Consider the following 24,102-nt stretch of genomic DNA (forward strand, 5'->3'; position numbering starts at 1 on the left):
GACTGTAGCTAACCCTCGGACGGCGTCCGGTAGCGCGCGATGTAGCGCGCGGTCGCCTCGGCGTTCTTCGCCTCGGCCGCTTCCGCGCGGAGGCGGCGTCCGGTGTGGTGCGGGAAGCCCTGCCGGCCGAGCCGGTGCTCGACGCTCTCCTCCATGTACGCGCAGGAGTAGAAGTACGCGACGAGCGCGGCCATGAGGACCAGCGAGAGACGCAGCCAGATCGACCCGGGGAGCAGCAGCCACACCGCGCAGAGCGGCACGATGCCGACCGAGCGCTGGAGCACGTACCGGGCTCGCCAGTGCTGGGACGTCGCGTCGTACAGGGCCCAGTCCTTGTAGCGGTCGGGAAGCCGGACGCCGACCGAGTAGGCGAACCAGCGGAGTGCACCAGGTCGTTCCATGACATCGAGAGTACCCTAATAGTTAGTGTGCTAATCATTAGTGTCTCGCAGGCCACGTTAGGATCGCGCCATGATCGACCTGGGTGAGGACCCGCTGAAGCTGGACCGGCAGGTGTGTTTCGCGCTGTCGGTGGCTTCGCGCAGCGTGATCGCGATCTACCGGCCGCTGCTCGAGCCGTACGGGCTGACCCATCCGCAGTACCTGGTGATGCTGGCGCTGTGGGAGCGGTCGCCTCGGTCGGTGAAGGACCTGGGCGCGTCGTTGCGGCACGAGCCGGCGACGCTGTCCCCGCTGCTCAAGCGGCTCGAGGCGCTCGGGTACGTCACGCGCAGCCGGAGCCGGTCGGACGAGCGTCAGCTGACGGTCGAGCTGACCGAGAAGGGCCGCGCGTTGCGGGCCGAGGCCGAGAAGATCCCGTACAAGGTCGTCGAGAAGCTGGGGATGGAGGTCTCCGAGCTGGAGGCGCTCCACGGCGTGCTGTCCCGGGTCATCGCCGCGACCGCCTGAGGAATGCCCCGGCGCCAAGCAGGGTTGAGCACGGTGTGCTGAAGATCAGGCTGGGCGTCGCGCCGGCGGCGGGGACCGGGCCGGCGGAGTTCGCCGGGCTGGCGCGGCGGCTGGAGGACGCGGGCGTCGATTCGCTGTGGCTGTCCGAGTTGGTGTACTCGCCCGAGGTCGACCCGATGATCGGGATGACGCACGCGCTGGCGCGGACGTCGAAGCTCAAGGTCGGCACCGGCGTCGCGATCCTGCCGGGCCGTCACCCGGTGCTGGTGGCGAAGCAGTTGCTCACGTTGGCCGGCCTGGCACCGAAGCGGGTCCTGCCGGTGTTCGGGCTGCGGCCGGCGCGCGCGGCGGAGCACGACCTGTTCCCGGTGCCGCCGGGCCGCCGGGCGGCGGTGTTCGACGAGTCGCTCGTCCTGCTGCGGCGGCTGCTGGAGGAGGACAACGTCACCTTTGCCGGTGAGTTCTTCCAGGTGTCCGATGTTTCGCTGGGACCGCGGCCGGCGAAGCGCCTGGACATCTGGCTGGGCGGATCGGCACCGGCGGCCCTGCGCCGCACGGGCCGGCTGGCGGACGGGTGGCTGGGGAGCTTCCACACGCCGTCCCAGGCGCGGGAGGCCGTTGCCGCGATCCGGGCAGCTGCGGCCGACGCGGGGCGGGAGATCGAGGAGGACCACTTCGGGCTGAGCCTGGCGGTGGCGGACCGCGGCATCCCGGCCGAGCTGGCGGCGGTGGCGGCGCGCAGGAGTCCGGGGGTGCGCGTCGAGGACTTGGTGGCGACGAGCTGGCCCGAGGCCCGGCGGCTGGTGGAGGAGTACATCGAGGCGGGGCTGTCGAAGTTCGTGATCCGGCCCGGGCACGGGGACTTCGAGGACTTCCTGGAGAAGTTCCAGGCCGAGCTGGTGCCGTTGCAGAACTAGAACTCCAGTTGCTCGGCCTTCCTCGGCATCAGCAGCAGCGCCACCACGGAAACCGCCGCCACGATCAGCAGCCCGACGAACACGTAGTGCGTCGCCTCGGCCAGCGCCCCGCGCACGAACGTCGCCACCGGTGAGTCCGAATGCCCACCCAGGACCAGGCTCGTCGCGTCCACCGAAGGTGGCAGCTTGCCCGCCACTTCCGGCGGGGGTGAAGCGAACCGCGATGCCAGCGTCGCGTTGGCGATCGCGCCGAAGACCGCCGCGCCCACCGCGCTGCCCAGGGACCGGCTGAACAGGTTCGTCGCCGTCACCACGCCGCGGCGGTCCCAGCCCACCACCGACTGGATCGCCACCAGCGTCGGGCTCGACGTCAGGCCCAGGCCCAGGCCCAGGACGAACGCCGCCAGCGCCGCCGCCCAGATCGACGACGTCGCGTCCAGCATCGCCACCAGGACGCCGCCGCCGACGACGAACACCGTGCCGATCAACGCCGTGTCGCGGAAGCCGATGCGCAGGTAGATCTTGCCCGCCAGGGACGCCGAGATCGGCCAGCCGACGGTCAGCGCGGCCACCGCGAACCCCGCGACCAGCGCGCCCGCGCCGAGCACGCCCTGCGCGTACGTCGGCAGGTACGACGTCAGCCCCATCAGGACTGCGCCGACGACCACGGCCAGCAGGTTGCCGCCCACCAGGATCCGGCGGGTGAACACCCACAGCGGCAGCACCGGCTCGGCCGCGCGCTTCTCCACCAGCACGAACGCCACGAGCAGCGCCGCGCCCGTCACGAAGATCGCGACGCTCGGCACCGATCCCCACGCCCACGCGACGCCGCCTTCGAGCAGGCCCAGGATCACCAGCGAGCAGCCGATCGTGAGCAGCGCCGCGCCGGTGTAGTCGACCTTGTGGGTCTTCCGTTCCACCTTTTCGGCGAAGTTGCGGTGCAGCATCAGCGCGGCGATCGCGCCCAGCGGCAGGTTGATGAAGAAGATCCAGCGCCAGTCGAGGTACTCCGCGAACACGCCGCCGAGCGTCGGGCCGACCACCGACGCCATGCCCCAGACGCTCGCGACGTAGCCCTGCACGCGGGCGCGTTCCTCGACCGTGTAGAGGTCGCCGATCACCGTCATCGACATCGGCTGGATCGCGCCCGCGCCGATGCCCTGCACCGCGCGCGCCGCGATCAGCACCGGCATGCTCCACGCGGCGCCGCACAGCACCGAGCCGACGAGGAAGGCCGCGATCCCGAAGAACATCACCGGACGGCGGCCGAGCACGTCGGCGAACTTGCCGTACAGCGGAACCGTGACGGCCTGGGTCAGCAGGTAGATCGAGAACAGCCACGGGAACTGCGAAAACCCGCCGAGGTCGCGCACCACCGAGGGGACGGCGGTGGCGATGATCGTGCTGTCCAGGGCGACCAGGGCGGTGCTCAGCATGACCGCGAGCAGCACCGGGCCGCGCTCCGACCGGAAACCGACCCCCTTCGCGCTGGCGGCGGCGGTGGTCGTCATCGGGGGGCTGCTCCTCGGGGCGGTCATGACCGGGGTCAACTACTTTGCTGTCCTAAGCATTCCATCCGGGGCCGCCGCACCCCAGCGAATTTCCGTCACAGTGCTCTTCGCGGAAGATGGGCAGGATGAGTAACTGGATCCGGCCGATCGGGCAGGGGTGGGTGGTCCGCGACGCGGTGCCCGGGCCTGACGTCGACGAGTTCGCCGAGCCCGAACGCGTCGTCGCGGCGCTGGCCGCGCCGGGAGCCGCGGAGAGCCTGCTGGCCGTGCAGCACCCGGCCCGCACGCCGGCCGCGCTGGCGCGGGGACTCGGCTTGGCCGAGGCGGTCCCGGTGGCGCGCGCGGTGCTCGAACGCCTCCGCAAGCGGTTCTACCGGCCGGTGCGCGAGATCGTCGCGCCCTACCGGATCGAGGGGCCGGACGGCGTGGCGCTGGGCCTGCTCTGCCTGGTCGACCCGGCGGCCGTCACCGACGACGGCGCCGCGCGGGTCCGGCACACCGAGGACGTCTACGCCGACGTCGTGGCCGAGCGTGCCGCGGTGCTGGCCGGCCTCGGCTGCGCGACGAGCGCGGCGATGCTCGTCCCGGCGTCCGGCGGCGACCTGCTGACCGAGCAGGTCGAACGCGCCTGCGCCGGCCTCGGCCTGCCCGATCTGTCCACTTCGGACGCGGCCGGGCGGCGGCACGAGCTGTGGGTGGTCCCGGCGGGCCCGCTGCAGAACCGGCTGCTGGCCACGGTCGCCGCCGCCGACCTGCTGGTCGCCGACGGCAACCACCGCGTCGCGGCGGCCACGGCGGCCGGCCACGACGCGCTGCTGGCCCTGGTCACGGCGGGCCCGCAGCTGCGGATCGGCGCGATCAACCGGGTACTGACGGGCACCGGCCTCGGCCCGGAGGACCTGGTGTCGCGCTGGTGCGCGGCGGGGCTGGACGTCCGCTACGACGAGCACGCGGTGCCCGTGACGGGCGAGGCGGTGGTCCGCGCGGGCTCGGCGGTGCTGCGGATCCCGCTCCCCGCGCTGCCGGGTCCGGCGCCGGTGATCGACCACGAGGTCGTCGAGCGGGTCCTGTTCGCCGACGCGCTCGGGGTCGACCCGGACGGGCCGTGCGTGCTGCCGCTGCCCGCGGGCCGCCCGGCACCGGCCGACGCGGACGCCGTGGTCCTGCTGGCACCGGTCCGGTACGCCGACGTCCTCGCGGTGCACGCGGCCGGGCGCCGGATGCCGCGGAAGGCCACGTACTTCACGCCGAAGCCGCGCAGCGGGCTGGTGCTGGCGGAGCTGCCGCCGGGTCGTGAGTGAGAAACAGTGTTCCAGCCCTGTTTCTCACTCACGACCGTCCCACCAGTTCAGCACCCGGGTCGCGAACAGCGTCAGCCACTTCGACGGCTCGCCCGGTGCGACGTCCACGGCGAACCACACCCGGCCGGTGTGCCGCTCGGTCTGGAGCCACGTGCCGTCCGGCTGCCGGGCCGAGCGGATCACCTCGATCGCCTCCGCCAGCCGCGGGTCGGGCCGGTCCGCGTCGCGGAAGTACGAGGCCGCGTTGAGCACGTCGTAGTGCCAGCGGATCGGGGACGAGAACTCGGCCGTCCACGGCGCGATCGGCTCGCCCGTCGAAAGCCGCCGGAACAGCCCGCGTTCCAGCAGGTATTCCTCACCGGCGAGGCGGGCCTCGCGGGAAGCGGCCGTGCCGCCCGTCGCGGTCTCGAACGCGAGCAGGCCCTTGAGCGAGTTCAGCGTCGAGTGGACCGACGAGCGCGTCGCCCCTTCGACCCACTCGCAGTTCCAGCCGCCGTCCGGCAGCCGGTGGGAGACGAACCAGTGGGCGATGCCCGCGACGTCCGCGCCGAGCCAGACGCCGTTCGCCAGCGTCCACGCGTTGATGCAGCAGTCGACCTCGCCGCCCCAGTACGGCAGGTTTTCGTACTCCCACCGGCTGTTCTCGGCCAGCTTCGACGCCGTTCCGCGCAGCGCCGAAGCGTCGAGGCCCCACTCGCGCAACGTGTTCAGCGTCCACGTCGTCGCCGTCCAGGGCTGGGCTTCGCCGCCCTGGAAACCGGCCGGGAAGAACGCGCCGCCCGCCCACTGGCCGTCGGGGTCCTGCAGTGCCAGCAAGCGGGCGCCGAAGCCTTCGGTGGCGACGCGCGCCCGCGTGGCCTCCCAAACGGACGGTGGCTCGCCCGCCAGGTCGCGCTCGACCTGCCAGCGCAGGGCCGGATCGGAGTCGCGCAGCCAGGCGAGCACGTCCACTAGGCCCCCGTGACGCCGTCGATGGCTTCGCGCAGGAAGTCGGCGTGGCCGTTGTGCCGGGCGTACTCGTGGATCATGTGCAGCATCACCAGCCGGAGCGAGACGTCTTCGCCCCAGCGTGCCTGGTACCCGGTGACGTCCAGGGACTCGGCCGCTTCTTCGATCTTGCGCGATTGCTCCACTTCGGCCTGCCAGGCCTCGAACGCTTCCGCGCGCGTCGAGGTGCTCGCGTCGTAGGCCGCCTGGAAGTCGCCCTCGGCCGACCACCGCAGCGGGACGTCCTCGGCGTTGATCACCCGCCGGAACCAGGTGCGCTCGACCTCGGCCAGGTGCCGGACCAGGCCGAGCAGCGACAGCGTCGACGGCGGGCTCGACGCGCGGCGGAGGTCCTCGTCGGACAGTCCGTCGCACTTCATGGCGAGGGTGGCGCGGTGGAAGTCGAGGAACGTGCGCAGCATTTCGCGCTCGCCCCCGACCAGCGGCGGTTCGGGACGTTCGGTGGTCACCGGCAGTGTCTATCACGCCGGAAATGTCGGTGGGGTCAATTAGGATCGCCGGCGTGGACCTGCCCGTGATGCCGCCCGTGCGGCCGATGCTCGCGAAAGCCGTGCACGAGGTGCCTCGTGACCCGGGGCTGCTGTACGAACCCAAGTGGGACGGCTTCCGCTGCGTCGTGTTCCGCGACGGCGACGAGATCGAGCTCGGTTCCCGCAACGACCGCCCGCTGACCCGCTACTTCCCGGAGCTGGTGGAGCTGCTGGCCGCCGCGTTGCCGCCGCGCTGCGTCGTGGACGGCGAGATCGTGCTGGTCACGCCCCAGGGGCTCGACTTCGAGGTGCTGCAGCTGCGGCTGCACCCGGCGGCCTCGCGGGTGCGCAAGCTCGCCGAAGAGACCCCGGCCAGCTTCATCGCCTTCGACCTGCTCGCCCTCGGCGACACCGACCTCACCGGCGAGCCGTTCCGCGAGCGGCGCCGGCAGCTGGAGAGCGTCTTGGCGACCGAAGCCGAAGGCCTGCAGCGCGTCCACCTGACCCCGCTGAGCGAGGACCCGGACCAGGCCGAGGACTGGTTCACGCGGTTCGAGGGCGCGGGGTTCGACGGCGTCATGGCCAAGCCCGGCGACCTGCCGTACGAGCAGGACAAGCGCGTCATGCTGAAGGTCAAGCACGAGCGCACGGCCGACTGCGTCGTCACCGGGTTCCGCTGGCACAAGGACGGCGTCGGCGTCGGCTCGCTGCTGCTGGGGCTGTTCGACGACGAGGGCGTGCTGCACCACGTCGGCGTGGCGAGCAGCTTCACGAAGGCGCGGCGCGCCGAACTGGTCGAGGAGCTGGCGCCGCTGCGCGAGAACGCGCTCGAGAACCACCCGTGGCGGTCCTGGGCCGAATCTCATGCCGCCTCCGCTGGGAAGAGCACGTCGGCGGAGTACGAACCGGAGCCCGGGCGCCGGCCCGGCGCGATGAGCCGCTGGGCGCCGCAGAAGGAGCTGTCCTGGGAGCCGCTGCGGCCCGAGTGGGTCGCGGAGGTCCGCTACGAGCACCTGCAGGGCGGTCGGCTCCGCCACGGCGGGCGGCTGGTCCGGTTCCGGCCCGACCGCACGCCGGAGTCGTGCACGTTCGCCCAGCTCGACGAGGCGCCGCCCGCCGAGCTGGCGAAGCTGTTCGGGGAGGCGAGATGAGCGAGGCGGTGCTGCTCGACGTCGACGGCGTCGAGGTCAAGATCAGCAGCCCGGACAAGGTCTACTTCCCGGAGCACGGGCAGACGAAGCTCGATCTCGTCGAGTACTACCGGGCGGTCTCCGGGCCGCTGCTGGCCCGGCTCGGCGGCCGTCCGCTGCTGCTGGAGCGCTACCCGGACGGCGCCGGCGGCAAGAACTGGTTCCAGAAGCGCGTGCCGAAGGGCACGCCGCCGTGGCTGAGCACCACGGTCGTCTCGACGCCGAACGGCACGACGAGCGACGCGCTGGTCGCGAAGGACCTGGCCCACATCCTCTGGGCGGTGAACCTCGGGTGCCTCGGTTTCCACGTCTGGCCGTACCTCGCCGACACGCCCGAGGTGACCGACGAGCTGCGCGTCGACCTCGACCCGTCGCCCGGGATCGGGTTCGACGAGCTGCGCGAGGCCGCCTTGCTGACGCGGGAGTTCCTGGCCGAGCACGGCATCGAAGGCCACGTGAAGACGTCCGGTTCACGGGGACTGCACCTGTACGTGCTGCTCGAGCCGCGGTGGGACAGCTTCCAGGTGCGGGCGGCGGCGGTCGCGCTGGCGCGGGCCCTGGAGCGGCGGCACCCGGAGAAGATCACCGCGCAGTGGTGGAAGGAGGAACGCGGCTCGCGCGTGTTCGTCGACTTCAACCAGAACGCACCGCACAAGACCGTGTTCGGCACGTGGTGCGTGCGGCCGCGGGTGGGCGGCCAGGTGTCCACGCCGATCGGGTGGGACGAGCTGGACGGCGTCGAGCCCGACGCGTTCACCCTGAGCACGGTGCCGGCCCGAGTCGCCGAGCGCGGCGACCCGTGGGCCGGGGCGGGCGAGCGGCCGCAGTCGATCGAGCCGCTGCTGGAGCTGTCCGAAGTGGACATGAAGAGCGGCCTGATGGACGCGCCGTGGCCGCCGGTGTACCCGAAGATGCCGAACGAGCCGCCCCGGGTCGCGCCGAGCCGGGCGAAGAAGGCGTGAGGTGGCGACGGTCGCCGAGTGCCCGGCCGACGACGGGTTCCTGCTGGCGCTGATGACGGCGATGACGGCCGAGCTGGTGGTGGTCCACGACTTCCCGCCGGACGCCCGCCCCCGGCCGCTGGCACCAGCCAGCCGCTACCTCCTCGCCCGCGACGGCCCGCGGGCGATCGGGTGCTGCGCGGTGGAGCCGGTCTCGCCGGGTGTGTATGAGCTGAAGCGGATGTTCGTCGCCCCGGACGTGCGGGGGACCGGGGTGTCCAGTGCGCTGGTGGCGGAGTCCGAGCGCATTGCCCGCAGCGGGGGCGGGACGCGGTTGAGGTTGGAGACGGGAACCCGCCGGCCGGCGGCGATGCGGCGGTACGAGCGGGCGGGATACCGGCGGGTGCCGAACTTCCCGCCGCACGAGAACGATCCGGAGTCGGTCTGCTACGAGAAGGAACTCGGTTAGGCCGGCGAGGGCCGGGTCGCGGCGTGGCTGTCGGGCCGGGGCGGCACGGAAGACGCCGGGGGTTGGTTCCCGGGATCAGCGCCAAGGGCCACTCGGGCAGCGCGAGCGGCAGAGGCCACGGGCAAGAAGCCCCCAAACCGGCTTAGTCTCGCGATGCACGCGGTGCGAGCCGGGGCGTGAGCTGGCTCCACGCGGCGAGGGCGACCAGCCCGGTCAACCCGAACACCGCCGCCGAACCGAGGCCGGACGCCGCCGCGCCCGCCAAGGGCGCCGCCGCTGTCTGGCCGGCTCCCAGGCCGGCGAACGACCAGGTCACTCCGCGGGCCGGCCGTGCGGGGGACAGCCGCGCGGCCCAGAGGATGCACAGCCCGGTCAGTGCCATGTACGTGAGGCCGAACAGCGCGCTGGAGACCAGGGCGCCGGGCAGCCCCGGGCGGGGCAGGGCGAGCAGGGCGATGCCCGCCGCCGCCAGGGTCCACGCCGTGAGGTTGGCCGTGCGCAGGCTCGTGCGCTCGGCCAGCCGTCCGGCCAGGCCGCCGAGCAGCCCGGCCACGCCGATCGTGAACCAGCACACCGTGACGGCCACCGGGCTCAGGCCCGCTTCGGCCAGCCGTGAGCTGGAAAACGTCCAGTACGGCGCGCTCGTCACGCCGATGAGGACGGAGTTGACCACCAGCGGGGCCATCCCGCGGGCCGAGCCGGCGTCCGGCGCCGCCGCCCGGGGCAGCACCCGCCAGGCGAGCACGGTCACCGCGACGCCGAGGGCCGCGAACGTCCACCAGATCGCGGGCCAGCCGAACGCCAGCAGCGGCGTGAACGCCGACGCCGCCAGCCCCAGTCCCGTTCCGGTGTTGGCCCAGGTCTGCGCCCGGTCCCGGACGCGCGAGCCGACCGTCCGGCCGATCAGCTGGGCGACTCCCGGCGAGACGAGGCCCGCACCGGTCCCCGCGACGAAGATCCCGGCCCCGAACAGCACGACCCCCGGGGCCGCCGCCATGAGCGCGAGACCGAGCGTGGCCGACGCGCCGGCCAGGACGACGGTGCCGTGCGCCGACCGGCGGGACGTCCGCGGGGACACCAGCAGCCCGAGGCCGTACCCCGCGGTGGACAGACCACCGAGGACGCCGGCGCCGACGGTCGTGAGCCCGAACGTCTCGCTGAACCGGGGCACGAACAATCCGTACGCGTAGCGCGCGAAGCCGTAGCAGAGGGCGATCACGCTCGCCCCGGCGGCGGCCGTGGACCACCACGCGGTCGTGGGCTTCCCTTCCGTTTCGAGCACCATGAGGTCCACTCAACAGACAGGTCTGTCTGCTGTCAACCGATGATACGATCAGTCCTGGATAGAGCGCTACCGACCTGTCTGGAGGACTGCTGTGGGCCGCACCCGTCCCGGCGACGCACGAGCCAAGGTGCTCACGGCCGCGTCGACGCTCTTCTACCGCGACGGCATCCACGCCGTGGGCGTCGACACGGTGGTGGCCGAGGCCGGGGTGACGAAGGCCGCGCTCTACGGCAACTTCGGCTCCAAGACCCAGCTCGTCGTCGCGTACCTGCGGGAACGCGACCGGCTGTGGCAGGAGGAGATCGACCGGATCACGGCCGGGCACCCCGAACCGCGGGACCGGGTCCTGGCGGTGTTCGACGCCTACGAAGCCTGGCTGGCCCGCGACGACTACCGCGGCTGCGCCTTCCTCAACGCGGCGTCGGAGTTCCCCGACGCCGACGGCCCGGTCCGCGAGGTCGTCCGCCACCACAAGACCGCGCTGCACAGCTTCCTGCGGGCCCAGTTCGAACGCGGCGGACGCGACCACGCCGAGACCCTCGCGGACGAAGTGATGCTGCTGCTCGAAGGCGCCGCCGTCACGGCGGTGGTCGCCCGGAACCCGCGGCCGTTCCACACGGCGAAGCGGCTCGCGGAAAGCTTGACCGCCTAGATCCGCAGGTCGAGCGAAAGCTGTCCCACGTCCTCGCCGGCCGACGCCACCCTGACGCCTGCGGGCGGCGCGGGCAGCGTCGCCACGCAGGCCGGGCAGGGCGCGACCTCCGAGGCCGTCAGGTCCACCGGCTTCCAGCTGCGGGACTCCCGCTCACCGCACGCCGAACGCCGGTAGCGCAAGTCGCCGGAGCGGGTCATCAGGTGCGCCAACGGCACTTCTTCGGGCAGCACGCCGACCAGGTACCAGCGTGGTGCGCTCACCGCGGTGGTCGTCATGGCCGTCAGTCTCCGTCGGCGCCCGCGCGGCCCGGGTGCATTTGCCGATCTTCGGCGTGGCGGCCGCCGGTCAGGCCTGGTCCGGCAGGTACCGGAGGATGTGCAGCAAGCCGCGCTCGTCGACCGCCGCCGGGTCCGGGGCCACGCAACCGCGCAGGTCGGCCAGCACCGCGTCGGCGTCGAGGCCCGCGCCGATCAGCACGAGCTCCGTGCGCCGCGGCGCGCCGGACGGCCACGCCGACCGCTCGAGCTGCACGAACCCGCCGACCGTGTGCAGGTGGAAGCGCGCGCCGGCGTTGAAGTCCGCCTGGCCCTTCATCCGGTACAGCCCGGCCGGCCGGCGCTCGAGGAACTCGACGAACGCGCGCGGGGCCAGCGGCGTCTCGGCGGTGAACGTGACCGTCTCGTACCGCGCGTGCAGGTGCTGCGAGTGGTCGTCGGCTTCGCGCAGGTCGTCGAAGGACAGCTGGCCGACGCGCTCGCCGCGGGGTTCGGGGTCGAAGAACAGCCGCGGGTCGACGCGCCCGTGCGCGGTGACCAGCAGCGGCCGGCCGGGCGCCAGTTCCTCGACCGTCGCGGTGACCTTGGCCAGCGCCTCGGCGGACACGCGGTCGGCCTTGTTCAGCACCACCAGGTCGGCCAGGCGCAGGTGGTCGGCCAGCTCGGGGTGACGCTCGCGCGCGGCTTCGAACTCGGCCGCGTCCACCACCTCGGCGAGCCCGCCGTAGCGGATGTCCGGGTGCTCGCTGGCGATCATCAGCCGGATCAGGTCGCGGGGCTCGGCGATGCCGCTGGCCTCGACGACGATGACGTCGATCCCCGCCTCGGCCGAGGAAAGCCGCCCCAGCATGGCATCGAGCCCGCTCGTGTCGACCGCGCAGCACAGGCAGCCGTTGCCGAGCGAGACCATCGTGTCGACCTGGCCGGCGACGGCGAGCGCGTCGACGTTCACGCTGCCGAAGTCGTTGACCACGACGCCGACCCGGGCGCCCTCGCGGTTGGCGAGCAGGTGGTTGAGCAGCGTCGTCTTGCCCGCGCCGAGGAACCCGGCGACGAGGACCACGGGGATCTTGCGCACGAAACGACTCTAACGCCGCGGGCGGTACCGCCCATACACGGGTGAGCGTCGCCGGAGTAGGCCGTTCGCCGAATACCCTCGAAAAGACGCAGGTGGTCCGCCGGGAAAGGATCACAGCGCTGCCACTGTCCACAGTGATCGATTGACGGAAAATGCGCTTCGGCATGTCCGGATAACGCTTGGTAGCAGTTATTTTCCCGGTGTTTTCGCAGGCGGCGACGGAATTTGGGGATTCCGCGGTACGTCGTTCACGTCCGGTGGATTGCGTCCGGGAGAACGTGGGGTACTCTCCCCGGCCTGGCCGGAGGTGCTGCTGTGGCAGGAACTTCCGGCCTGCCCCGTTGTCGGCGACCATCGGAGGAACGGTGAACCTTTCCGTCGGGCTGCAGATCACGATTTCGGAGAGTGGGGTGGCGTCGTGACGGTTACCCCCGAGCGGGTGACGTCCTCGCTGCCGATCTACCAGCGCGTCTCGGGGGAGCAGGGCGTCAATTCCACGGCAGCGGAGGAATTCCTGGAACGGATGTTCGCCGAAGGCGCCGCCGAAGAAGGCGACCGCTTCGAGACGCGGCTGGCGGAGGTCCGCGCGGAAATCGCCGAAACGGGCACCTACCGGCACACCGCGGCCGAGCTGGCCTACGGCGCGCGCGTCGCGTGGCGCAACTCCGCCCGCTGCATCGGCCGGCTGTACTGGAACAGCCTGCGGATCCGCGACCGGCGCCGGGTCACCGACCCCGCCGCGATCGCCGGCGAGTGCGTCGCCCACCTCCGGCAAGCCACCCGGGGCGGCCGGATCCGGCCGACGATCACGGTGTTCGCCCCGGAGACGCCCGCCGAGCCCGGGCCGCGTATCCACAACGAGCAGCTGATCCGCTACGCGGGGTACCGCCTCGACGACGGTTCGGTCCTCGGCGACCCGCGCTACGCGGAGTTCACCGAGCGGGTGCGAAGACTCGGGTGGCGGCCGCCGGAGCGAAGGGGGTCCTTCGACGTCCTCCCGCTGCTGATCGAGGCGGTCCCCGGCGATCCACGGCTGTTCACGCTGCCCGCGGACGCCGTCCTGGAGGTCCCGCTGACCCACCCCGACCACCGCTGGTTCGCCGGGCTCGGGCTGCGCTGGCACGCCGTGCCGGCGATCAGCACCATGCCGCTGGAGATCGGCGGCGTCACCTACCCCGCCGCGCCGTTCAACGGCTGGTACGTCGGCTCCGAGATCGGCGCCCGGAACCTGGCCGACGAGCAGCGCTACGACCTGCTGCCGGTCATCGCCGAGCTGATGGGCCTGGACACCGCGTCCGAGCGGACGCTGTGGCGCGACCGGGCGCTGGTCGAGCTGACCCTCGCCGTGCAGCACTCGTTCGACGCGGCCGGCGTGACGATGGCCGACCACCACACCGAGTCGCGGCGGTTCCTGACCCACCTCGACCGCGAGGAGCGGGCCGGCCGCCGGTGCCCGGCCGACTGGAGCTGGATCGTCCCGCCGCTGTCCGGCGGCCAGACCCCGGTCTTCCACCGGTACTACGACCCACCCGATCCCGGGCAGCGGCCGGCGTTCCTCTCACCGGACTGAGTCACGCCGGGAGGGCGGGGCACCACGGAGAGCGACGTGGCAGCGCCTGGATGGCGGATCGTGACCGGCCCGTGGAGCAGTACCGCGCGGCAAGGCCGACAATGGACGCATGACCGCAGTCCTCGTCGCCTACGCCGGGCGTCACGGCGGAACCCGGCAGATCGCCGAGGTCATCGCCGCCGAGCTCGGCGAAGCCGGCCTGAGCGTGGACGTGCGCGACGCCGCCGACGTCGCCACGGTCGGCCACTACGCCGCGGTCGTCGTCGGCAGCGCCCTGTACTACCACCGCTGGCGGCCCGAGGCCGTCCGGCTGCTGGAGCGCAACGCCCGGGCCCTCTCCGAGCGTCCGGTGTGGTTGTTCCACAGCGGACCGTGCGGCCCGGGCGCGGCCACCCACCAGGTCAGCCTGCCGGCGAACGTCGCGCTGCTCGCCGCGCGGATCGACGCGGAGCGCACCGCGACCTTCGGCGGCCGGCTGGACCCGGCGACCGTGCGCGGCCTGGTCCCGCGGCTGATGGCGTCCGGGCAGCGCGCGGGCGACTTCCGCGACTGGGACCGGATCAAGGCGTGGGCCCGCGACGTCGGCCGCCGCGTCCGCACCCGGGTCGCGCTCTGACCCTTGCCCGCGCGGGGCGGTGGGTGCTACACCAGCCCTGAAGTCTTCCGGTGGACAACCGACGGGACGGGGCAAAGGTGACGGATCGGCCAGCGGGACCGGCAGCGGGCAAGAAAGCGCTTACATCCGACCAGCGCAACGCGTTCCTCGCGGCGCTGCTCGGCTGGAGCATGGACTCCTTCGACTACTTCCTCGTCGTGTTCGTCCTGGCGGACATCGCGAAGGACAAGTCGTTCGGCGCGACCGCCACGCAGCTGGCGTTCATCACCACGGCGACCCTGGTGATGCGCCCGGTCGGCGCGCTGCTGTTCGGCCTCTGGGCCGACCGGGTCGGCCGGCGGATCCCGCTGATCGCCGACGTCCTGCTGTACTCGGCGGCCGGCCTGCTCTGTGCGTTCGCCCCGAACTTCACCGTGCTGCTGATCCTGCGGTTCGTCTACGGCGTCGGCATGGGCGGCGAATGGGGGCTCGGCGCGGCGCTGGCGATGGAGAAGATCCCGGTCGCGCGCCGCGGGTTCTTCTCCGGTCTGCTGCAGGTCGGCTACTCGATCGGCTACCTGCTGGCCGCCCTCGCGTACCTGCTGTTCCACTCGGCCCTCGGCCTCGAATGGCGCTGGATCTTCGTGCTGAGCATCTTCCCGGCGCTGATCACGCTGCTGATCCGCGCGCGGGTGCGCGAGTCCGAGGTCTGGGAGGCCGCGCAGGAGAAGCTGCGCGTGACGCGGACGTCGGTGAAGGACATCCTGCTGAACCCGAAGGTGATCCGCCGCTTCTTCTACCTGATCCTGCTGATGACGGCGTTCAACTGGATGAGCCACGGCACCCAGGACGTCTACCCGAGCTTCCTCAAGGCCCACGACAACGGCGGCGCCGGGCTCAGCGCGACGACGAGCACGTGGATCGCGGTGCTCTACAACGTCGGCGCGATCATCGGCGGCCTGACGTTCGGCACGCTGTCGGAACGGCTCGGCCGCCGCCGGACCATCGTCACGGCCGCGGTGCTCGGCTTGCCGGTGATCCCGATCTTCGCGTTCGACCACGGTGCCGGGATGCTGGCGCTCGGCTCGTTCCTGATGCAGATCATGGTGCAGGGCGCGTGGGGCGTGATCCCGGCGCACCTGACGGAGATGTCGCCGGACGCGATCCGCGGCTTCTACCCGGGCGTGACCTACCAGCTGGGCAACCTGCTCGCGGCGCTGAACCTCCCGATCCAGCAGGCGATCGCGGAGGCGCACGGGTACACCTCCGCTCTCTTGTGGACGGTCGTGCCCGGGTTGGTCGCGGTCGCCGTGCTGACCGCGCTCGGCAAGGAGGCCAAGGGGATCCGGTTCGGCGAGTCGGCGGTGGCGACGGCACCGGCCGGGTCCCCGTAGCTCACCGGACCCGGGCGGCGACGGCCTTCGCGCACGTCGCCGGATCGGTGTCCGACGTGTCGGCTTCGACGTCGTAGCGGACGCCGTCGTGCACGAGGTTCGCTTGGCGCGCGGCCATCCCGGCGATCCGGTCGCCGCGCGCGAGCTCTCGCGCCGTGGCGACTTCGACGGCGCAGTGAACACCGACCCACAGCACGTCGAGGCCGTCGAACGCGGCGAGCCACCGTCGCTGGGACGCGCCGCCGCCGAGGAAGACCTCGTCCACGACGATCCGCGCGCCCGCGTGCACCATGGCGGCGATCCCCGCGATCCAAGCGGCCTCCAGCGCGCGGAAGGCGTCGCCGACGGTCACCTCGCCGTCCGGGGTGATGTCGATCCCCGCGCCGGACAAGGGCATTCCGGTGAGCAGGGTGTCGACGCCGAAGGTCAGCCACGGGTCGGGCAGCACCGCCTGCAGGGCGCGGGCGAGCGTGGTCTTCCCGGAGCTGGAGGCACCGTTGAGGACGATCACCCGGGTCGTCACCGAAGGGTCTTCAGCCGTTCCAGGAGGTCGAGCCACTCGATCGCCTCGGCTGTCGTCGCGTGCAGCGGCAGCGTCGCGGCCAGCCCCAGCGCGTCGATCGCCCGGCGCACCATCGGTGCGCAGCCCGTGATCGCGAACGGGACGCCGGCCACGCGCGCGTCGTCGGTCGTTTCGAGAAGCACCGCCAAGCCGCGCGCCGAGCAGTGGGCCGCGCCGGTCAGGTCGAGGACCAGGAGCCGCGGCGCCAGGCCGAGCTCCTCGGTGAGCCGGGACCGCAGCCGCCGGCTGCCGGCCAGGTCGACCTCACCGCTGACCGCCAGGACGCTGGCCTCGGCGGTCGTGGTCACCAGCAGCGCCATCTCCGGCTCTTCGCGCAGGCTCTCGTAGTGGCGGGCCATCAGCGCGTCGATGTCGAGGCCGGGCGGGTAGGGCACGGCGGCGACGTCTTCGGCCCACGCGCGCAGCGCCGCCAGCACCTCGCGGTGCCGTGCGTCGTCCTCGGGCCAGACCATGTTCGTTACATCGCTCGCGGGGCCCCGAGCGCAACAGGACGCTGGTCACGGCGTGACGAGGCCCGCCTCGTAGGCGAAGATCGTCAGCTGCACGCGGTTGCTCACGTCGAGCTTCGCGAACGTCCGGGTGATGTGCGTCTTGACCGTCGCCTCGCTCAGGAACAGCTCCGCCGCGATGTCCGCGTTCGGCTTGCCCCGCGCGACGGCCGTCACGATTTCCCGTTCGCGCGTGCTGAGCAGCTCGAGCCGGGTCTGTGCCCGGGCGCGCCGGGGATTGGCCCGCGCCGCCACGAACTGGCCGATCAGCTGCTTCGTCGTGCGCGGCGACAGCATCGCGTCGCCGTTCGCCACGACCCGCACGGCCTCGATGATCTCCTGCGGCGAGCCCTCCTTGAGCAGGAAACCGCTGGCACCGGCCGCGAGGGCTTCGAAGACGTACTCGTCGAGGTCGAACGTCGTCAGGATCAGCACCTTCGGCGCGCGGGGCTGGGCGAGCACCGCCGCCGTCGCGGTGAGGCCGTTCATCCGGCGCATCCGGATGTCCATGATCACGACGTCGGGCGCGTGCCGGGCGACCTGCTGGACGGCTTCGTCGCCGTCGCCCGCCTGCGCGACCACTTCCAGGTCGGGCGTGCTGCCGAGGATCATGGACAGCCCGGTGCGGACCAGCGGGTCGTCGTCGACGAGCAGTACGCGCACGCTCACCCGCCCATGCTATTGCGCGGCCGGCACCCACGGCAGCGAGGCCCGCAGCACGAACGTCCGCTCGTCGACCGGCCCCGCGGCGAGGGTGCCGCCGAGCAGCGAGATCCGCTCGTTGACGCCGGTGAGGCCGGTACCCGAGCCGGGCGAAGGCACCGGCTGCGGCGCCAGCGGGTTGACGACTTCGATCAGCAGCCCGGCACCGGGCGCGCCGCGCACCGACACGTCCGCGGGTGCTCCCGGCGCGTGCCGGAGGACGTTGGTCAGCGCCTCCTGCAGGATCCGGTAGGCGGCCGTGCCGAGCGTGGCCGGGGCCGCGGCGGCCTGGTCGAGCAGGATGGTGACGTTGACGGCGAGGCCGGCCTGCCGGGCCCCGCCGACCAGGTCCGGGATGTCGGCGAGCGTCGGCTGCGGCGGTTCCGCCGGGCCGCCCGGCGGCCGGTCGGCGAAGCCGGGCCCGCGCAGCACGCCGATCACCTGGCGCAGGTCGTCGAGCGACTGCCGGGCGGTGGTCCGCACGGTCTTGGCCGCCTCCGCCGCGTCCGGCGTGGCGCCGCCGGCGACCTCGAGCGCACCCGCCTGCAGGGACAGCAGCGACAGCCGGTGCCCGAGGACGTCGTGCATCTCGCGGGCGATCCGCGCCTGCTCCTCCCGGCGCGCCACCTGGTCGCGCAGGGCCGCCTCCTCGGCGCCCCGGCGCCGCGTCTCGGCCAGGCTGCGCCGGACGATCCCGAGCGTCAGCGGGATCGCGGTGTAGAGCGCGGCGGTGAGGAGGATGCCGGCCAGCTCGATGCCGGCCGTGTCGGTCGAAATCCAGGTCCCGGAAAGGGACAGGTCGCCGCCCCGGCCGACGTCGCGCCACACCGCGAGCGCGGTCGCGGCGAACACGAGCGCCGCCGCGCTCCAGCGCCACCAGCCGGCGAAGCGGGTGGTGAGCGCGGCCAAGGCGATCAGCGCGGCCAGCGAGTCCGCTCGCAGCAGCAGCGGCGGCACGATCGCGATCCCGGTGACGACCAGGGGCCAGCGGTGGCGCCAGACGAGCATGACCGACGCGCCGACCCCGAGCACCCAGCCGAGGAGCGCCCCGAGGGTCGGGTGGAGGTCGTCGCTGCCGGCCACGCTGATCTCCAGCGAGACGTTGCCGATCCCGCTCACCAGGCTCGCGGTGACCGCGAGCACGGTGCACACCACCCCCAGCACGGACCGTCCCATGGGAAGAGGGTACGGGCGGGCCCCTCCGCCGTTCCGCTGGTTCCCGCGAGCGGCGGTGACGACTTTCGTCGTACGACGCCGAGGCCCGCGGACGACGCGCGCCCGGCCGCGCCCCTGATTTCCTGCTCGCCGTCAGCAGAGGCGAAAGGAAACTCCGATGACCGACCACACCCCGCTCCAGCAGCCGGTGGCCCCACCGGCGGCGCCGCCGCGCAACGGCCTCGGCACGGCCGGCTTCGTCGTCGGCCTCGTCGGGCTGGTGCTCTCGCCGATCCCGATCGCCGGGGTCGGCGCCTGGCCGCTCGTGGTGCTCGGCCTGATGCTGTCCGCGGTCGGCGTCGCACGGGCCCGGGCCGGAAAGGCCACGAACAGGGGACTGGCGATCGCCGGCGTCGTCGTATCGGTGCTCGGCCTGGTGGTGAGCGTCGTGTGGGCGGTGGTGATCGGCAAGATCGTCAGTGACGTGAACGACCAGGCCACCCAGCACCACACCATCACCTACGAAGTGACCGGGGACGCGAAGGTCGCCGACATCGACTACAGCACCTTCGACGAGCACACGATCCTGGTCACCACCGAGACGTCGGCGCCGGTCCCGTGGACGAAGACCGTCGAGGCGAAGGGGTTCCTCGAAGGCGCCCAGTTCGCCGCGACCGCGGGCCCCGACGGCGGCTCGATCACCTGCCGGGTCGTCTTCACCTGCTTCTGAACCCCCCGCGCCGCCCGGACGAGGGGGCCGGGCGGCGCGGGCGGTGCGGGGGGGACCCGGCCAGGGGGCGGGTCCCCCCGCGGGATCAGCCGCAGTGCTCGAAGCCGCTGTCGTAGGCCTGGCCGTCGGCCGCGCCGCCCCACTTGACGCACTTGCCCGCCGCGGCCGCCGACACGGGGCCGGCGAAGTAGGAGAACGAGCCGGAGTCGGTGGTCCGAGCCGACCCCTGGACCTCCAGGTAGGCCGACGTCTGGGTGGCCGTCCCGGCGGACGTGCTCTTCATCGCCGCGACGCAGTTCTTGCCGCTGGCAGCGTCGTACGACAAGTACACCGTGCCCGCCGTGCCGAGCGGCGCCGAGTCGATGACGCTGTAGCCGCCGCCGCACGCCGGGGCGCCGAGGGCGTCGTCGGTGACCGCGGCGTAGCGGATCGTGTCGTTGGCGTGGAGTTCCGGCCCGGCTTCGAACAGCACGCCGACCGAGGACTGCGACAGCTGCACCATGTCCGAGTAGGCCGCGTCCTGCCCCCACACGAGCACGCTGCCCGCGGTGCCGGTCCAGTTGGCGCCTTCGTCGAAGGACGAGTGGATCCGCAGCTCCTTGCGACGGTCGCAAGTGGACGGTGCGGCGAACACGATCCGGTTGTACCTGCCGCCGGTGTCGGTGGCGCTCATCCGCGCCGTCGAGCCTTCGACCGTCGGGGTGACGAGGTCGGTCGCGAAGGCGAACTTCGAGCTGAAGGTCGCACCGCCGTCGGAGCTGATCGCGAAGGCGCGGTTGTGGGTGCCGTCGGCGAGGCACTTGTTGTCGCTGTTGGCGTCGTTGCGCGCGGCCGCGTAGACCTGGCCGTCCTTCAGCTCGGTGACGCTGATCTCCTGCGGGTTCATCAGATCCGACGTCGAGGTGTCGGTCGCGCCGCGGTGCCAGGTGCTGCCCTGGTCGTCGCTGTAGACCAGCGAGCCCGTGTTCTTGCCGCTGATCGTGTAGCTCATCCCGGCGACGAGGCGGCCGGCGTGCGCGCCGCGGGTCAGCACGATCCCGTGCGACGGCCCGGTGGCGAGCCAGCCCGGGGCGGCGGCGAAGCCGAGTTCCGTGGTCAGCACCTTCGGCGCGCCCCACGTCTTCCCGTTGTCCTCGCTGACGGACACGCGCGGGATCCGGCCGCACGCGGGGTTCGTGTAGCACTGCATGGTCGACAGCAGCACGATCCGGTCGCTGCCGGGGATGACGATCGGCGCCGGGTTGCCCTTGGTGTCGCCGTTGGCCTTGATGACGGTCTGCAGCGCGCTCCACGTCTTGCCGCCGTCGGTCGAGCGCTTCAGCACGAGGTCGATCTCGCCGAGGTCGGCACAGGTGGCGGCGCCGCCGTTGCGGCCCTCGGCGAAGGCGAGCAGCGCGCCGTCGTTGGCCTTGACGATGGTGGGGATGCGGTAGGCGTGCTGGCGACATCGGCGTGCGCGGCGGCAGCGCCGACCGCGGCCGGCACGGCGACGGCGGCACACCCCAGCAGCCCGGCCAGCAGGCCTTTCGCGATTCGGGTGATCTTCACGGTTCTCCCTGCGGATTCGTTCTACGTCCTACGTCTCGGCGGTAGCCTCGACGCGGCCCGTACAAGACCCGTACAACCCGGCGTATAACGTCCTATTCATGGCCGGGAGGGAAACCTCAGGTGAACGCGACCAGGGTCGCGAACCCGGTCCCCAGCACCAGAAGCGTGGACAGGAGACCCAGGAGCAGGGCCCGGCCGCCGCGGCGCAGCAGCGGGCCGAGCCGGACCGCGCAGCCGAGGCCGAAGAGCGCGCCGGCGAGCAGGAGCGTCGAGGCCGTCTTCGCGATGTCGAGCGCGAACGCCGGGACGAGCCCCGTGCTGCGGACGGCGACCATCGCGAGGAACCCGAGGACGAACAGCGGCACGATCGGCGCGTGGCCGCCGCGGCGAGTGCGTTCGGTGGCGCCGACGATCGCGACCACCGGCGCCAGCAGCACGACCCGGCTCAGCTTGACCACGATCGCGACCGCCACCGCGGCGGCGCCCGCCGGTCCGGCCGCCGCGACGACCTGCGCGACCTCGTGCACCGAAATCCCGGCCCAGCTGCCGGTCCGGGTCGCGTCCAGGCCGATGGCGTGCGCCAGCAGCGGGAGGACGCCGATGGCGAGGCTGCCGTAGCAGGTGACGAGCGCGACGGCCGTCGCGACGTCTTCGTCGTCGCGCTCGACCACGCCTTCCATCGCCGCGATCGCCGAGGCGCCGCAGATCGAGAACCCGGTGGCGACCAGCAGGGCGAGGCCGCGCGGCACGCGGACCAGCCGGCCGAGGCCGAGCGTGCCGAGGAACGTGACGGTGACCGTCAGCACCACCGCGGCGAGCGTGCCGGGGCCGAGTGCGAGCACGGTGGGAACGGCGAGCTGCAGTCCCAGCAGGACGACACCCGCGCGCAACAGGCGTTTCGTGAGCCGGGCCACGGCCTTCCGGTGCTCTTCGGTGAGCGCCGGGGTGCTCCCGGCGACGATGCCCAGCACGACGGCGACGGTGAGCGCGCTCGCCACCGGCCAGACCGAGCTCAGCGCGTAGGCCGCGGCGACGCCGAGCCCGATGATCGCGAGGCCGGAGATTTTCGTCGATGTCAGTGTCATGCTCCCCAGCTTCGCCGCGCTGGGCGGTGCGCGGTAGCCGTCGGTGCGAGGGGAGGTCATAGACTGGAGCTATGACCGGACCGGACCTGGACTCGCTGCGCCTGCTGGTGCTCGTCGACGACCTCGGCAGCATCGGCCAAGCGGCGGGGGCACTCGGCATCGCCCAGCCGTCGGCGAGCAAGCGACTGTCCACTTTGGAGAGACAATTGGGACTGTCGCTGGTGGACCGGACGCGGCGCGGCTCGGCACTGACCCCGGACGGCCGCGTGATCGCGGGCTGGGCGCACCGGGTCCTGACCGAAGTGGATGGTCTGCGGACCGGCGCGGAGGCGTTGCGCACCCAGCGCGGCGCGAAGCTGCGGGTCGCGGCGAGCATGACGCTGGCGGAGCACTTCGTGCCCGCGTGGATCGGTGAGGTGAAGCGGACCGGGCCGGACACCTACGTCGGGCTGGAGGTGGTGAACTCCGAGCACGTCGCCGACCTGGTCGCCCGCGGCCGCGTGGACCTCGGGTTCGTCGAGTCGCCGGGGCCGTGGCGGGGCCTGTCGACGCGGCGGGTCGCGACGGACCGGCTCGTCGTGGTGGTCCCGGCGGGGCACGCCTGGGCGCGTCGCCGCCGTCCGCTGACGGCTTTCGAGTTGGCGGCGACCTCCCTGGTGGTGCGCGAGCCGGGGTCGGGGACCCGCGAGACGGTGGAGGCGGCGCTGCGGCGGGCGGGGGCGGGGCCGGTGAAGCCGTTGCTGGAGCTGGGTTCGGCGTCGGCGGTGCGGAACGCGGTGATCGCCGGCGCCGGGCCCGCGGTGATCAGCGAGCTGGACGTGGTGCGCGAGGTCGCGGGCCGCCGGCTGGTCCCGGTGGCGGTGGCGGGGGTCGAGCTGGGCCGGGTGCTGCGGGCGGTGTGGCCGGCGGGGCGTCGACTGGCGGGCCCGGCGGCGGAGCTGCTGGCGTTGGCGGTCAAGTCCGGAACGGCGTGAGGTCTGGTGCTCCGGCTTGGCGGGTTGCCGTCGATCCAACGGCGATATATCGTCGTAGTGTCGGCGATACGGCGAGTGGAGGAGGAAGACGTGGAGATGAGCGCGGGAGCAGGACGCATGTTCGGCGGCTTCGGGGGCGGGTTCGGTGGCCACGGGCCCGGTGATCACCACGGGCACGGTGGCTTCGGTTTCGAGCATTTGGGGCACGGCCGTCCGGGGCACTTCGGGCCGCCGGGTCACGGAGGTGCGCGGCACGCGGATCATGGGCATGGCCGGCCAGGGCACTCCGGGCCTCCGGACCATGGTGGTCCCGGGCCCTCGGATCTCGGGCATGGCGTGCCAGGGCATTTCGGGCCGCCGGATCACGGGGGTGCGGGGCACGCGGATCACGGGCATGGCCGTCCGGGGCACTTCGGGCCGCCGGATCACGGTGGCTTCGGGCATCCCGGCCACGGCGACCACCCTGGGCACGACATCCCCGGTCACGAGGACTGGGACGGCGGACCCGAGCTGGCGCGCGGCGGGTTCCCGCCCCCGCCGCCGCATCCGCCCCAGCCGCCGGGTGTGCCGGGTGGGCCCGGGTTCCCCGGCTTCCCCGGTGGTCCGGGCTCGTTCGGCGGCCCGGGCGGCTGGATGGGCGGGGCGTTCCAGCGGGTGCGGGAGTTCCGGGGCGGCGGGCGCGGGCCGAGCCGTCCGGTGCGGCCGGCCGTGCTGGCACTGCTCGCCGAGGAGCCGATGCACGGCTACCAGCTGATGCAGGAGATCCGGCGCCGCACGAACGAGCGGTGGCGGCCCAGCCCCGGTTCCGTCTACCCGATCCTGCAGCAGCTGGAAGACGAGGGCCTGGTCCACACGGCCGAGACGGGCGGCCGCCGCGTCGCCGAGCTGACCGACGCCGGCCGGGAGCACGTCGCCGGGCGGGAGGCGGAGTTCGCCGCCCTCTGGGACGACGGCGCACCCGAGGACGAGCCCGGCGCCGACCGCTTCGCAGCGCTCTGGCACGCACTCGGCGAGCTGTCCGGCGCAGCGGCCCAGGTCGGCTACAGCGGAACGGAAGCCCAGGTGGCCGAGGTGAAGAAGATCCTCGCCGACGCGCGCCGCCGGGTCTACGCGGTCCTCGCCGACGCCGGCCTGGAGGACGAAGACTGATCCTGGTCGGTGCCCGCGTGGAGCGGAGGCTGCCGCACCGGTCACGCCGAGCGGAGGGTGTCGGGCCCGGCCGGGACCGGGTTGGTGGGTGTCCGCTCCGGGCGAGCGGCGGGTGCTGGG

The 24,102-nt window shown here is 72.8% G+C and carries 26 protein-coding genes; 13 read left to right on the forward strand and 13 right to left on the reverse strand.

The window, feature by feature from the left end:
• Positions 1-8: 8 nt before the first annotated feature.
• Entirely contained in the window at positions 9-401 is a 393-nt protein-coding gene (locus tag OG738_RS31295) for a DUF5313 domain-containing protein (protein WP_329046320.1), read from the reverse strand.
• Positions 402-471: 70 nt separating this feature from the next.
• Here OG738_RS31295 and OG738_RS31300 point away from each other — a divergent pair, with 70 nt between their 5' ends.
• Together OG738_RS31300 and OG738_RS31305 are read left to right on the forward strand one after the other, a co-directional pair.
• Complete coding sequence (locus OG738_RS31300; protein WP_329046322.1) at positions 472-909, forward strand: MarR family winged helix-turn-helix transcriptional regulator; 438 nt, start codon at positions 472-474, stop codon at positions 907-909.
• 35 nt (positions 910-944) lie between these two features.
• A complete protein-coding gene (locus OG738_RS31305; RefSeq protein ID WP_329046324.1) occupies positions 945-1,826 on the forward strand; it encodes a TIGR03854 family LLM class F420-dependent oxidoreductase in 882 nt (293 codons plus the stop codon).
• Here OG738_RS31305 and OG738_RS31310 read toward each other — a convergent pair.
• Positions 1,823-3,337: an MDR family MFS transporter gene (locus OG738_RS31310; protein ID WP_329046325.1), complete on the reverse strand. Its 1,515-nt coding sequence runs from the start codon at positions 3,335-3,337 to the stop codon at positions 1,823-1,825. The genes OG738_RS31305 and OG738_RS31310 overlap by 4 nt on opposite strands.
• A gap of 125 nt (positions 3,338-3,462) precedes the next feature.
• Between OG738_RS31310 and OG738_RS31315 the strand changes: the two genes are divergently transcribed.
• Entirely contained in the window at positions 3,463-4,638 is a 1,176-nt protein-coding gene (locus OG738_RS31315; RefSeq protein WP_329046328.1) for a DUF1015 family protein, read from the forward strand.
• 24 nt (positions 4,639-4,662) lie between these two features.
• Here the strand turns inward: OG738_RS31315 and OG738_RS31320 are convergent, their stop codons facing one another.
• Positions 4,663-5,589: a squalene cyclase gene (locus OG738_RS31320; RefSeq protein ID WP_442875820.1), complete on the reverse strand. Its 927-nt coding sequence runs from the start codon at positions 5,587-5,589 to the stop codon at positions 4,663-4,665.
• Positions 5,589-6,095: a DinB family protein gene (locus tag OG738_RS31325; protein ID WP_329046329.1), complete on the reverse strand. Its 507-nt coding sequence runs from the start codon at positions 6,093-6,095 to the stop codon at positions 5,589-5,591. Before OG738_RS31325 ends, OG738_RS31320 begins: the two co-directional genes overlap by 1 nt.
• A 53-nt stretch (positions 6,096-6,148) precedes the next feature.
• On the opposite strand from OG738_RS31325, the gene OG738_RS31330 reads away from it, so the two are divergent.
• Genes OG738_RS31330 through OG738_RS31340 form a run of 3 tightly spaced genes read left to right on the forward strand, consistent with a single transcriptional unit; the run spans position 6,149 to position 8,716 of the window.
• The gene (locus OG738_RS31330) at positions 6,149-7,267 is read left to right on the forward strand and encodes an ATP-dependent DNA ligase (protein ID WP_329046331.1); all 1,119 of its coding nucleotides are present in this window, start codon (positions 6,149-6,151) and stop codon (positions 7,265-7,267) included.
• Positions 7,264-8,268 carry a non-homologous end-joining DNA ligase gene (ligD, locus tag OG738_RS31335; RefSeq protein ID WP_329046332.1) on the forward strand — a complete coding sequence of 335 codons (1,005 nt, stop codon included), beginning with the start codon at positions 7,264-7,266 and terminating at the stop codon, positions 8,266-8,268. Before OG738_RS31330 ends, ligD begins: the two co-directional genes overlap by 4 nt.
• Position 8,269: 1 nt before the next feature.
• Positions 8,270-8,716, forward strand: coding sequence for a GNAT family N-acetyltransferase (locus OG738_RS31340; protein ID WP_329046333.1), 447 nt, complete (start codon positions 8,270-8,272; stop codon positions 8,714-8,716).
• A gap of 142 nt (positions 8,717-8,858) precedes the next feature.
• Here the strand turns inward: OG738_RS31340 and OG738_RS31345 are convergent, their stop codons facing one another.
• A complete protein-coding gene (locus tag OG738_RS31345; RefSeq protein WP_329046335.1) occupies positions 8,859-10,001 on the reverse strand; it encodes a YbfB/YjiJ family MFS transporter in 1,143 nt (380 codons plus the stop codon).
• 91 nt (positions 10,002-10,092) lie between these two features.
• Here OG738_RS31345 and OG738_RS31350 point away from each other — a divergent pair, with 91 nt between their 5' ends.
• Positions 10,093-10,653 carry a TetR/AcrR family transcriptional regulator gene (locus tag OG738_RS31350; protein WP_329046337.1) on the forward strand — a complete coding sequence of 187 codons (561 nt, stop codon included), beginning with the start codon at positions 10,093-10,095 and terminating at the stop codon, positions 10,651-10,653.
• Here OG738_RS31350 and OG738_RS31355 read toward each other — a convergent pair.
• Positions 10,650-10,931: a hypothetical protein gene (locus OG738_RS31355; RefSeq protein WP_329046338.1), complete on the reverse strand. Its 282-nt coding sequence runs from the start codon at positions 10,929-10,931 to the stop codon at positions 10,650-10,652. The two genes, OG738_RS31350 and OG738_RS31355, sit on opposite strands and share 4 nt — an antisense overlap.
• Positions 10,932-11,001: 70 nt before the next feature.
• Positions 11,002-12,009, reverse strand: a complete 1,008-nt coding sequence (locus OG738_RS31360; RefSeq protein ID WP_329046341.1) for a CobW family GTP-binding protein — start codon at positions 12,007-12,009, stop codon at positions 11,002-11,004.
• 439 nt (positions 12,010-12,448) lie between these two features.
• Here OG738_RS31360 and OG738_RS31365 point away from each other — a divergent pair, with 439 nt between their 5' ends.
• The 3 genes from OG738_RS31365 (at position 12,449) to OG738_RS31375 (ending at position 15,568) form a co-directional block, all read left to right on the forward strand.
• Positions 12,449-13,579 carry a nitric oxide synthase oxygenase gene (locus OG738_RS31365; RefSeq protein WP_442875961.1) on the forward strand — a complete coding sequence of 377 codons (1,131 nt, stop codon included), beginning with the start codon at positions 12,449-12,451 and terminating at the stop codon, positions 13,577-13,579.
• 109 nt (positions 13,580-13,688) lie between these two features.
• Positions 13,689-14,195, forward strand: a complete 507-nt coding sequence (locus OG738_RS31370; RefSeq protein WP_329046346.1) for a flavodoxin domain-containing protein — start codon at positions 13,689-13,691, stop codon at positions 14,193-14,195.
• A 77-nt stretch (positions 14,196-14,272) separates the two neighbouring features.
• Complete coding sequence (locus OG738_RS31375) at positions 14,273-15,568, forward strand: MFS transporter (protein ID WP_329046347.1); 1,296 nt, start codon at positions 14,273-14,275, stop codon at positions 15,566-15,568.
• Position 15,569: 1 nt separating this feature from the next.
• On the opposite strand, the gene cpt is transcribed toward OG738_RS31375, so the two are convergent.
• The 4 genes from cpt to OG738_RS31395 are packed head-to-tail and all read right to left on the reverse strand — an operon-like array spanning position 15,570 to position 18,517.
• The gene (gene cpt, locus OG738_RS31380; RefSeq protein WP_329046349.1) at positions 15,570-16,091 is read right to left on the reverse strand and encodes a chloramphenicol phosphotransferase CPT; all 522 of its coding nucleotides are present in this window, start codon (positions 16,089-16,091) and stop codon (positions 15,570-15,572) included.
• Entirely contained in the window at positions 16,088-16,603 is a 516-nt protein-coding gene (locus OG738_RS31385) for an STAS domain-containing protein (protein WP_329046350.1), read from the reverse strand. Before OG738_RS31385 ends, cpt begins: the two co-directional genes overlap by 4 nt.
• Before the next feature lie 45 nt (positions 16,604-16,648).
• Complete coding sequence (locus tag OG738_RS31390; protein ID WP_329046351.1) at positions 16,649-17,308, reverse strand: response regulator transcription factor; 660 nt, start codon at positions 17,306-17,308, stop codon at positions 16,649-16,651.
• Positions 17,309-17,317: 9 nt separating this feature from the next.
• Positions 17,318-18,517 (reverse strand): sensor histidine kinase, encoded by a 1,200-nt coding sequence (locus OG738_RS31395; protein ID WP_329046352.1) that lies wholly within the window; start codon positions 18,515-18,517, stop codon positions 17,318-17,320.
• A 157-nt stretch (positions 18,518-18,674) separates the two neighbouring features.
• Here OG738_RS31395 and OG738_RS31400 point away from each other — a divergent pair, with 157 nt between their 5' ends.
• The gene (locus OG738_RS31400; protein WP_329046354.1) at positions 18,675-19,226 is read left to right on the forward strand and encodes a DUF4190 domain-containing protein; all 552 of its coding nucleotides are present in this window, start codon (positions 18,675-18,677) and stop codon (positions 19,224-19,226) included.
• A gap of 85 nt (positions 19,227-19,311) precedes the next feature.
• On the opposite strand, the gene OG738_RS31405 is transcribed toward OG738_RS31400, so the two are convergent.
• The gene (locus tag OG738_RS31405; RefSeq protein ID WP_329046356.1) at positions 19,312-20,727 is read right to left on the reverse strand and encodes a sialidase family protein; all 1,416 of its coding nucleotides are present in this window, start codon (positions 20,725-20,727) and stop codon (positions 19,312-19,314) included.
• Positions 20,728-20,890: 163 nt separating this feature from the next.
• Positions 20,891-21,859, reverse strand: a complete 969-nt coding sequence (locus OG738_RS31410) for a YeiH family protein (RefSeq protein ID WP_329046358.1) — start codon at positions 21,857-21,859, stop codon at positions 20,891-20,893.
• Positions 21,860-21,930: 71 nt separating this feature from the next.
• Between OG738_RS31410 and OG738_RS31415 the strand changes: the two genes are divergently transcribed.
• Positions 21,931-22,833, forward strand: a complete 903-nt coding sequence (locus OG738_RS31415; RefSeq protein ID WP_329046360.1) for a LysR family transcriptional regulator — start codon at positions 21,931-21,933, stop codon at positions 22,831-22,833.
• 564 nt (positions 22,834-23,397) lie between these two features.
• A complete protein-coding gene (locus tag OG738_RS31420) occupies positions 23,398-23,982 on the forward strand; it encodes a PadR family transcriptional regulator (protein ID WP_329046361.1) in 585 nt (194 codons plus the stop codon).
• The last annotated feature ends 120 nt before the right edge of the window (positions 23,983-24,102 follow it).

Origin of the sequence: Amycolatopsis sp. NBC_01488, assembly GCF_036227105.1 — a bacterium.
Lineage (GTDB): Bacteria > Actinomycetota > Actinomycetes > Mycobacteriales > Pseudonocardiaceae > Amycolatopsis.

Excerpts from the sequence above, each read along its gene's own strand:
- OG738_RS31295 (WP_329046320.1), bottom strand. The coding sequence starts at position 401 with ATGGAACGACCTGGTGCACTCCGCTGGTTCGCCTACTCGGTCGGCGTC.
- OG738_RS31300 (WP_329046322.1), top strand. The coding sequence starts at position 472 with ATGATCGACCTGGGTGAGGACCCGCTGAAGCTGGACCGGCAGGTGTGT.
- OG738_RS31310 (WP_329046325.1), bottom strand. The coding sequence starts at position 3,337 with ATGACGACCACCGCCGCCGCCAGCGCGAAGGGGGTCGGTTTCCGGTCG.
- OG738_RS31315 (WP_329046328.1), top strand. The coding sequence starts at position 3,463 with ATGAGTAACTGGATCCGGCCGATCGGGCAGGGGTGGGTGGTCCGCGAC.
- ligD (WP_329046332.1), top strand. The coding sequence starts at position 7,264 with ATGAGCGAGGCGGTGCTGCTCGACGTCGACGGCGTCGAGGTCAAGATC.
- OG738_RS31345 (WP_329046335.1), bottom strand. The coding sequence starts at position 10,001 with ATGGTGCTCGAAACGGAAGGGAAGCCCACGACCGCGTGGTGGTCCACG.
- OG738_RS31355 (WP_329046338.1), bottom strand. The coding sequence starts at position 10,931 with ATGACGACCACCGCGGTGAGCGCACCACGCTGGTACCTGGTCGGCGTG.
- OG738_RS31370 (WP_329046346.1), top strand. The coding sequence starts at position 13,689 with ATGACCGCAGTCCTCGTCGCCTACGCCGGGCGTCACGGCGGAACCCGG.
- OG738_RS31385 (WP_329046350.1), bottom strand. The coding sequence starts at position 16,603 with ATGGTCTGGCCCGAGGACGACGCACGGCACCGCGAGGTGCTGGCGGCG.
- OG738_RS31395 (WP_329046352.1), bottom strand. The coding sequence starts at position 18,517 with ATGGGACGGTCCGTGCTGGGGGTGGTGTGCACCGTGCTCGCGGTCACC.
- OG738_RS31400 (WP_329046354.1), top strand. The coding sequence starts at position 18,675 with ATGACCGACCACACCCCGCTCCAGCAGCCGGTGGCCCCACCGGCGGCG.
- OG738_RS31410 (WP_329046358.1), bottom strand. The coding sequence starts at position 21,859 with ATGACACTGACATCGACGAAAATCTCCGGCCTCGCGATCATCGGGCTC.
- OG738_RS31415 (WP_329046360.1), top strand. The coding sequence starts at position 21,931 with ATGACCGGACCGGACCTGGACTCGCTGCGCCTGCTGGTGCTCGTCGAC.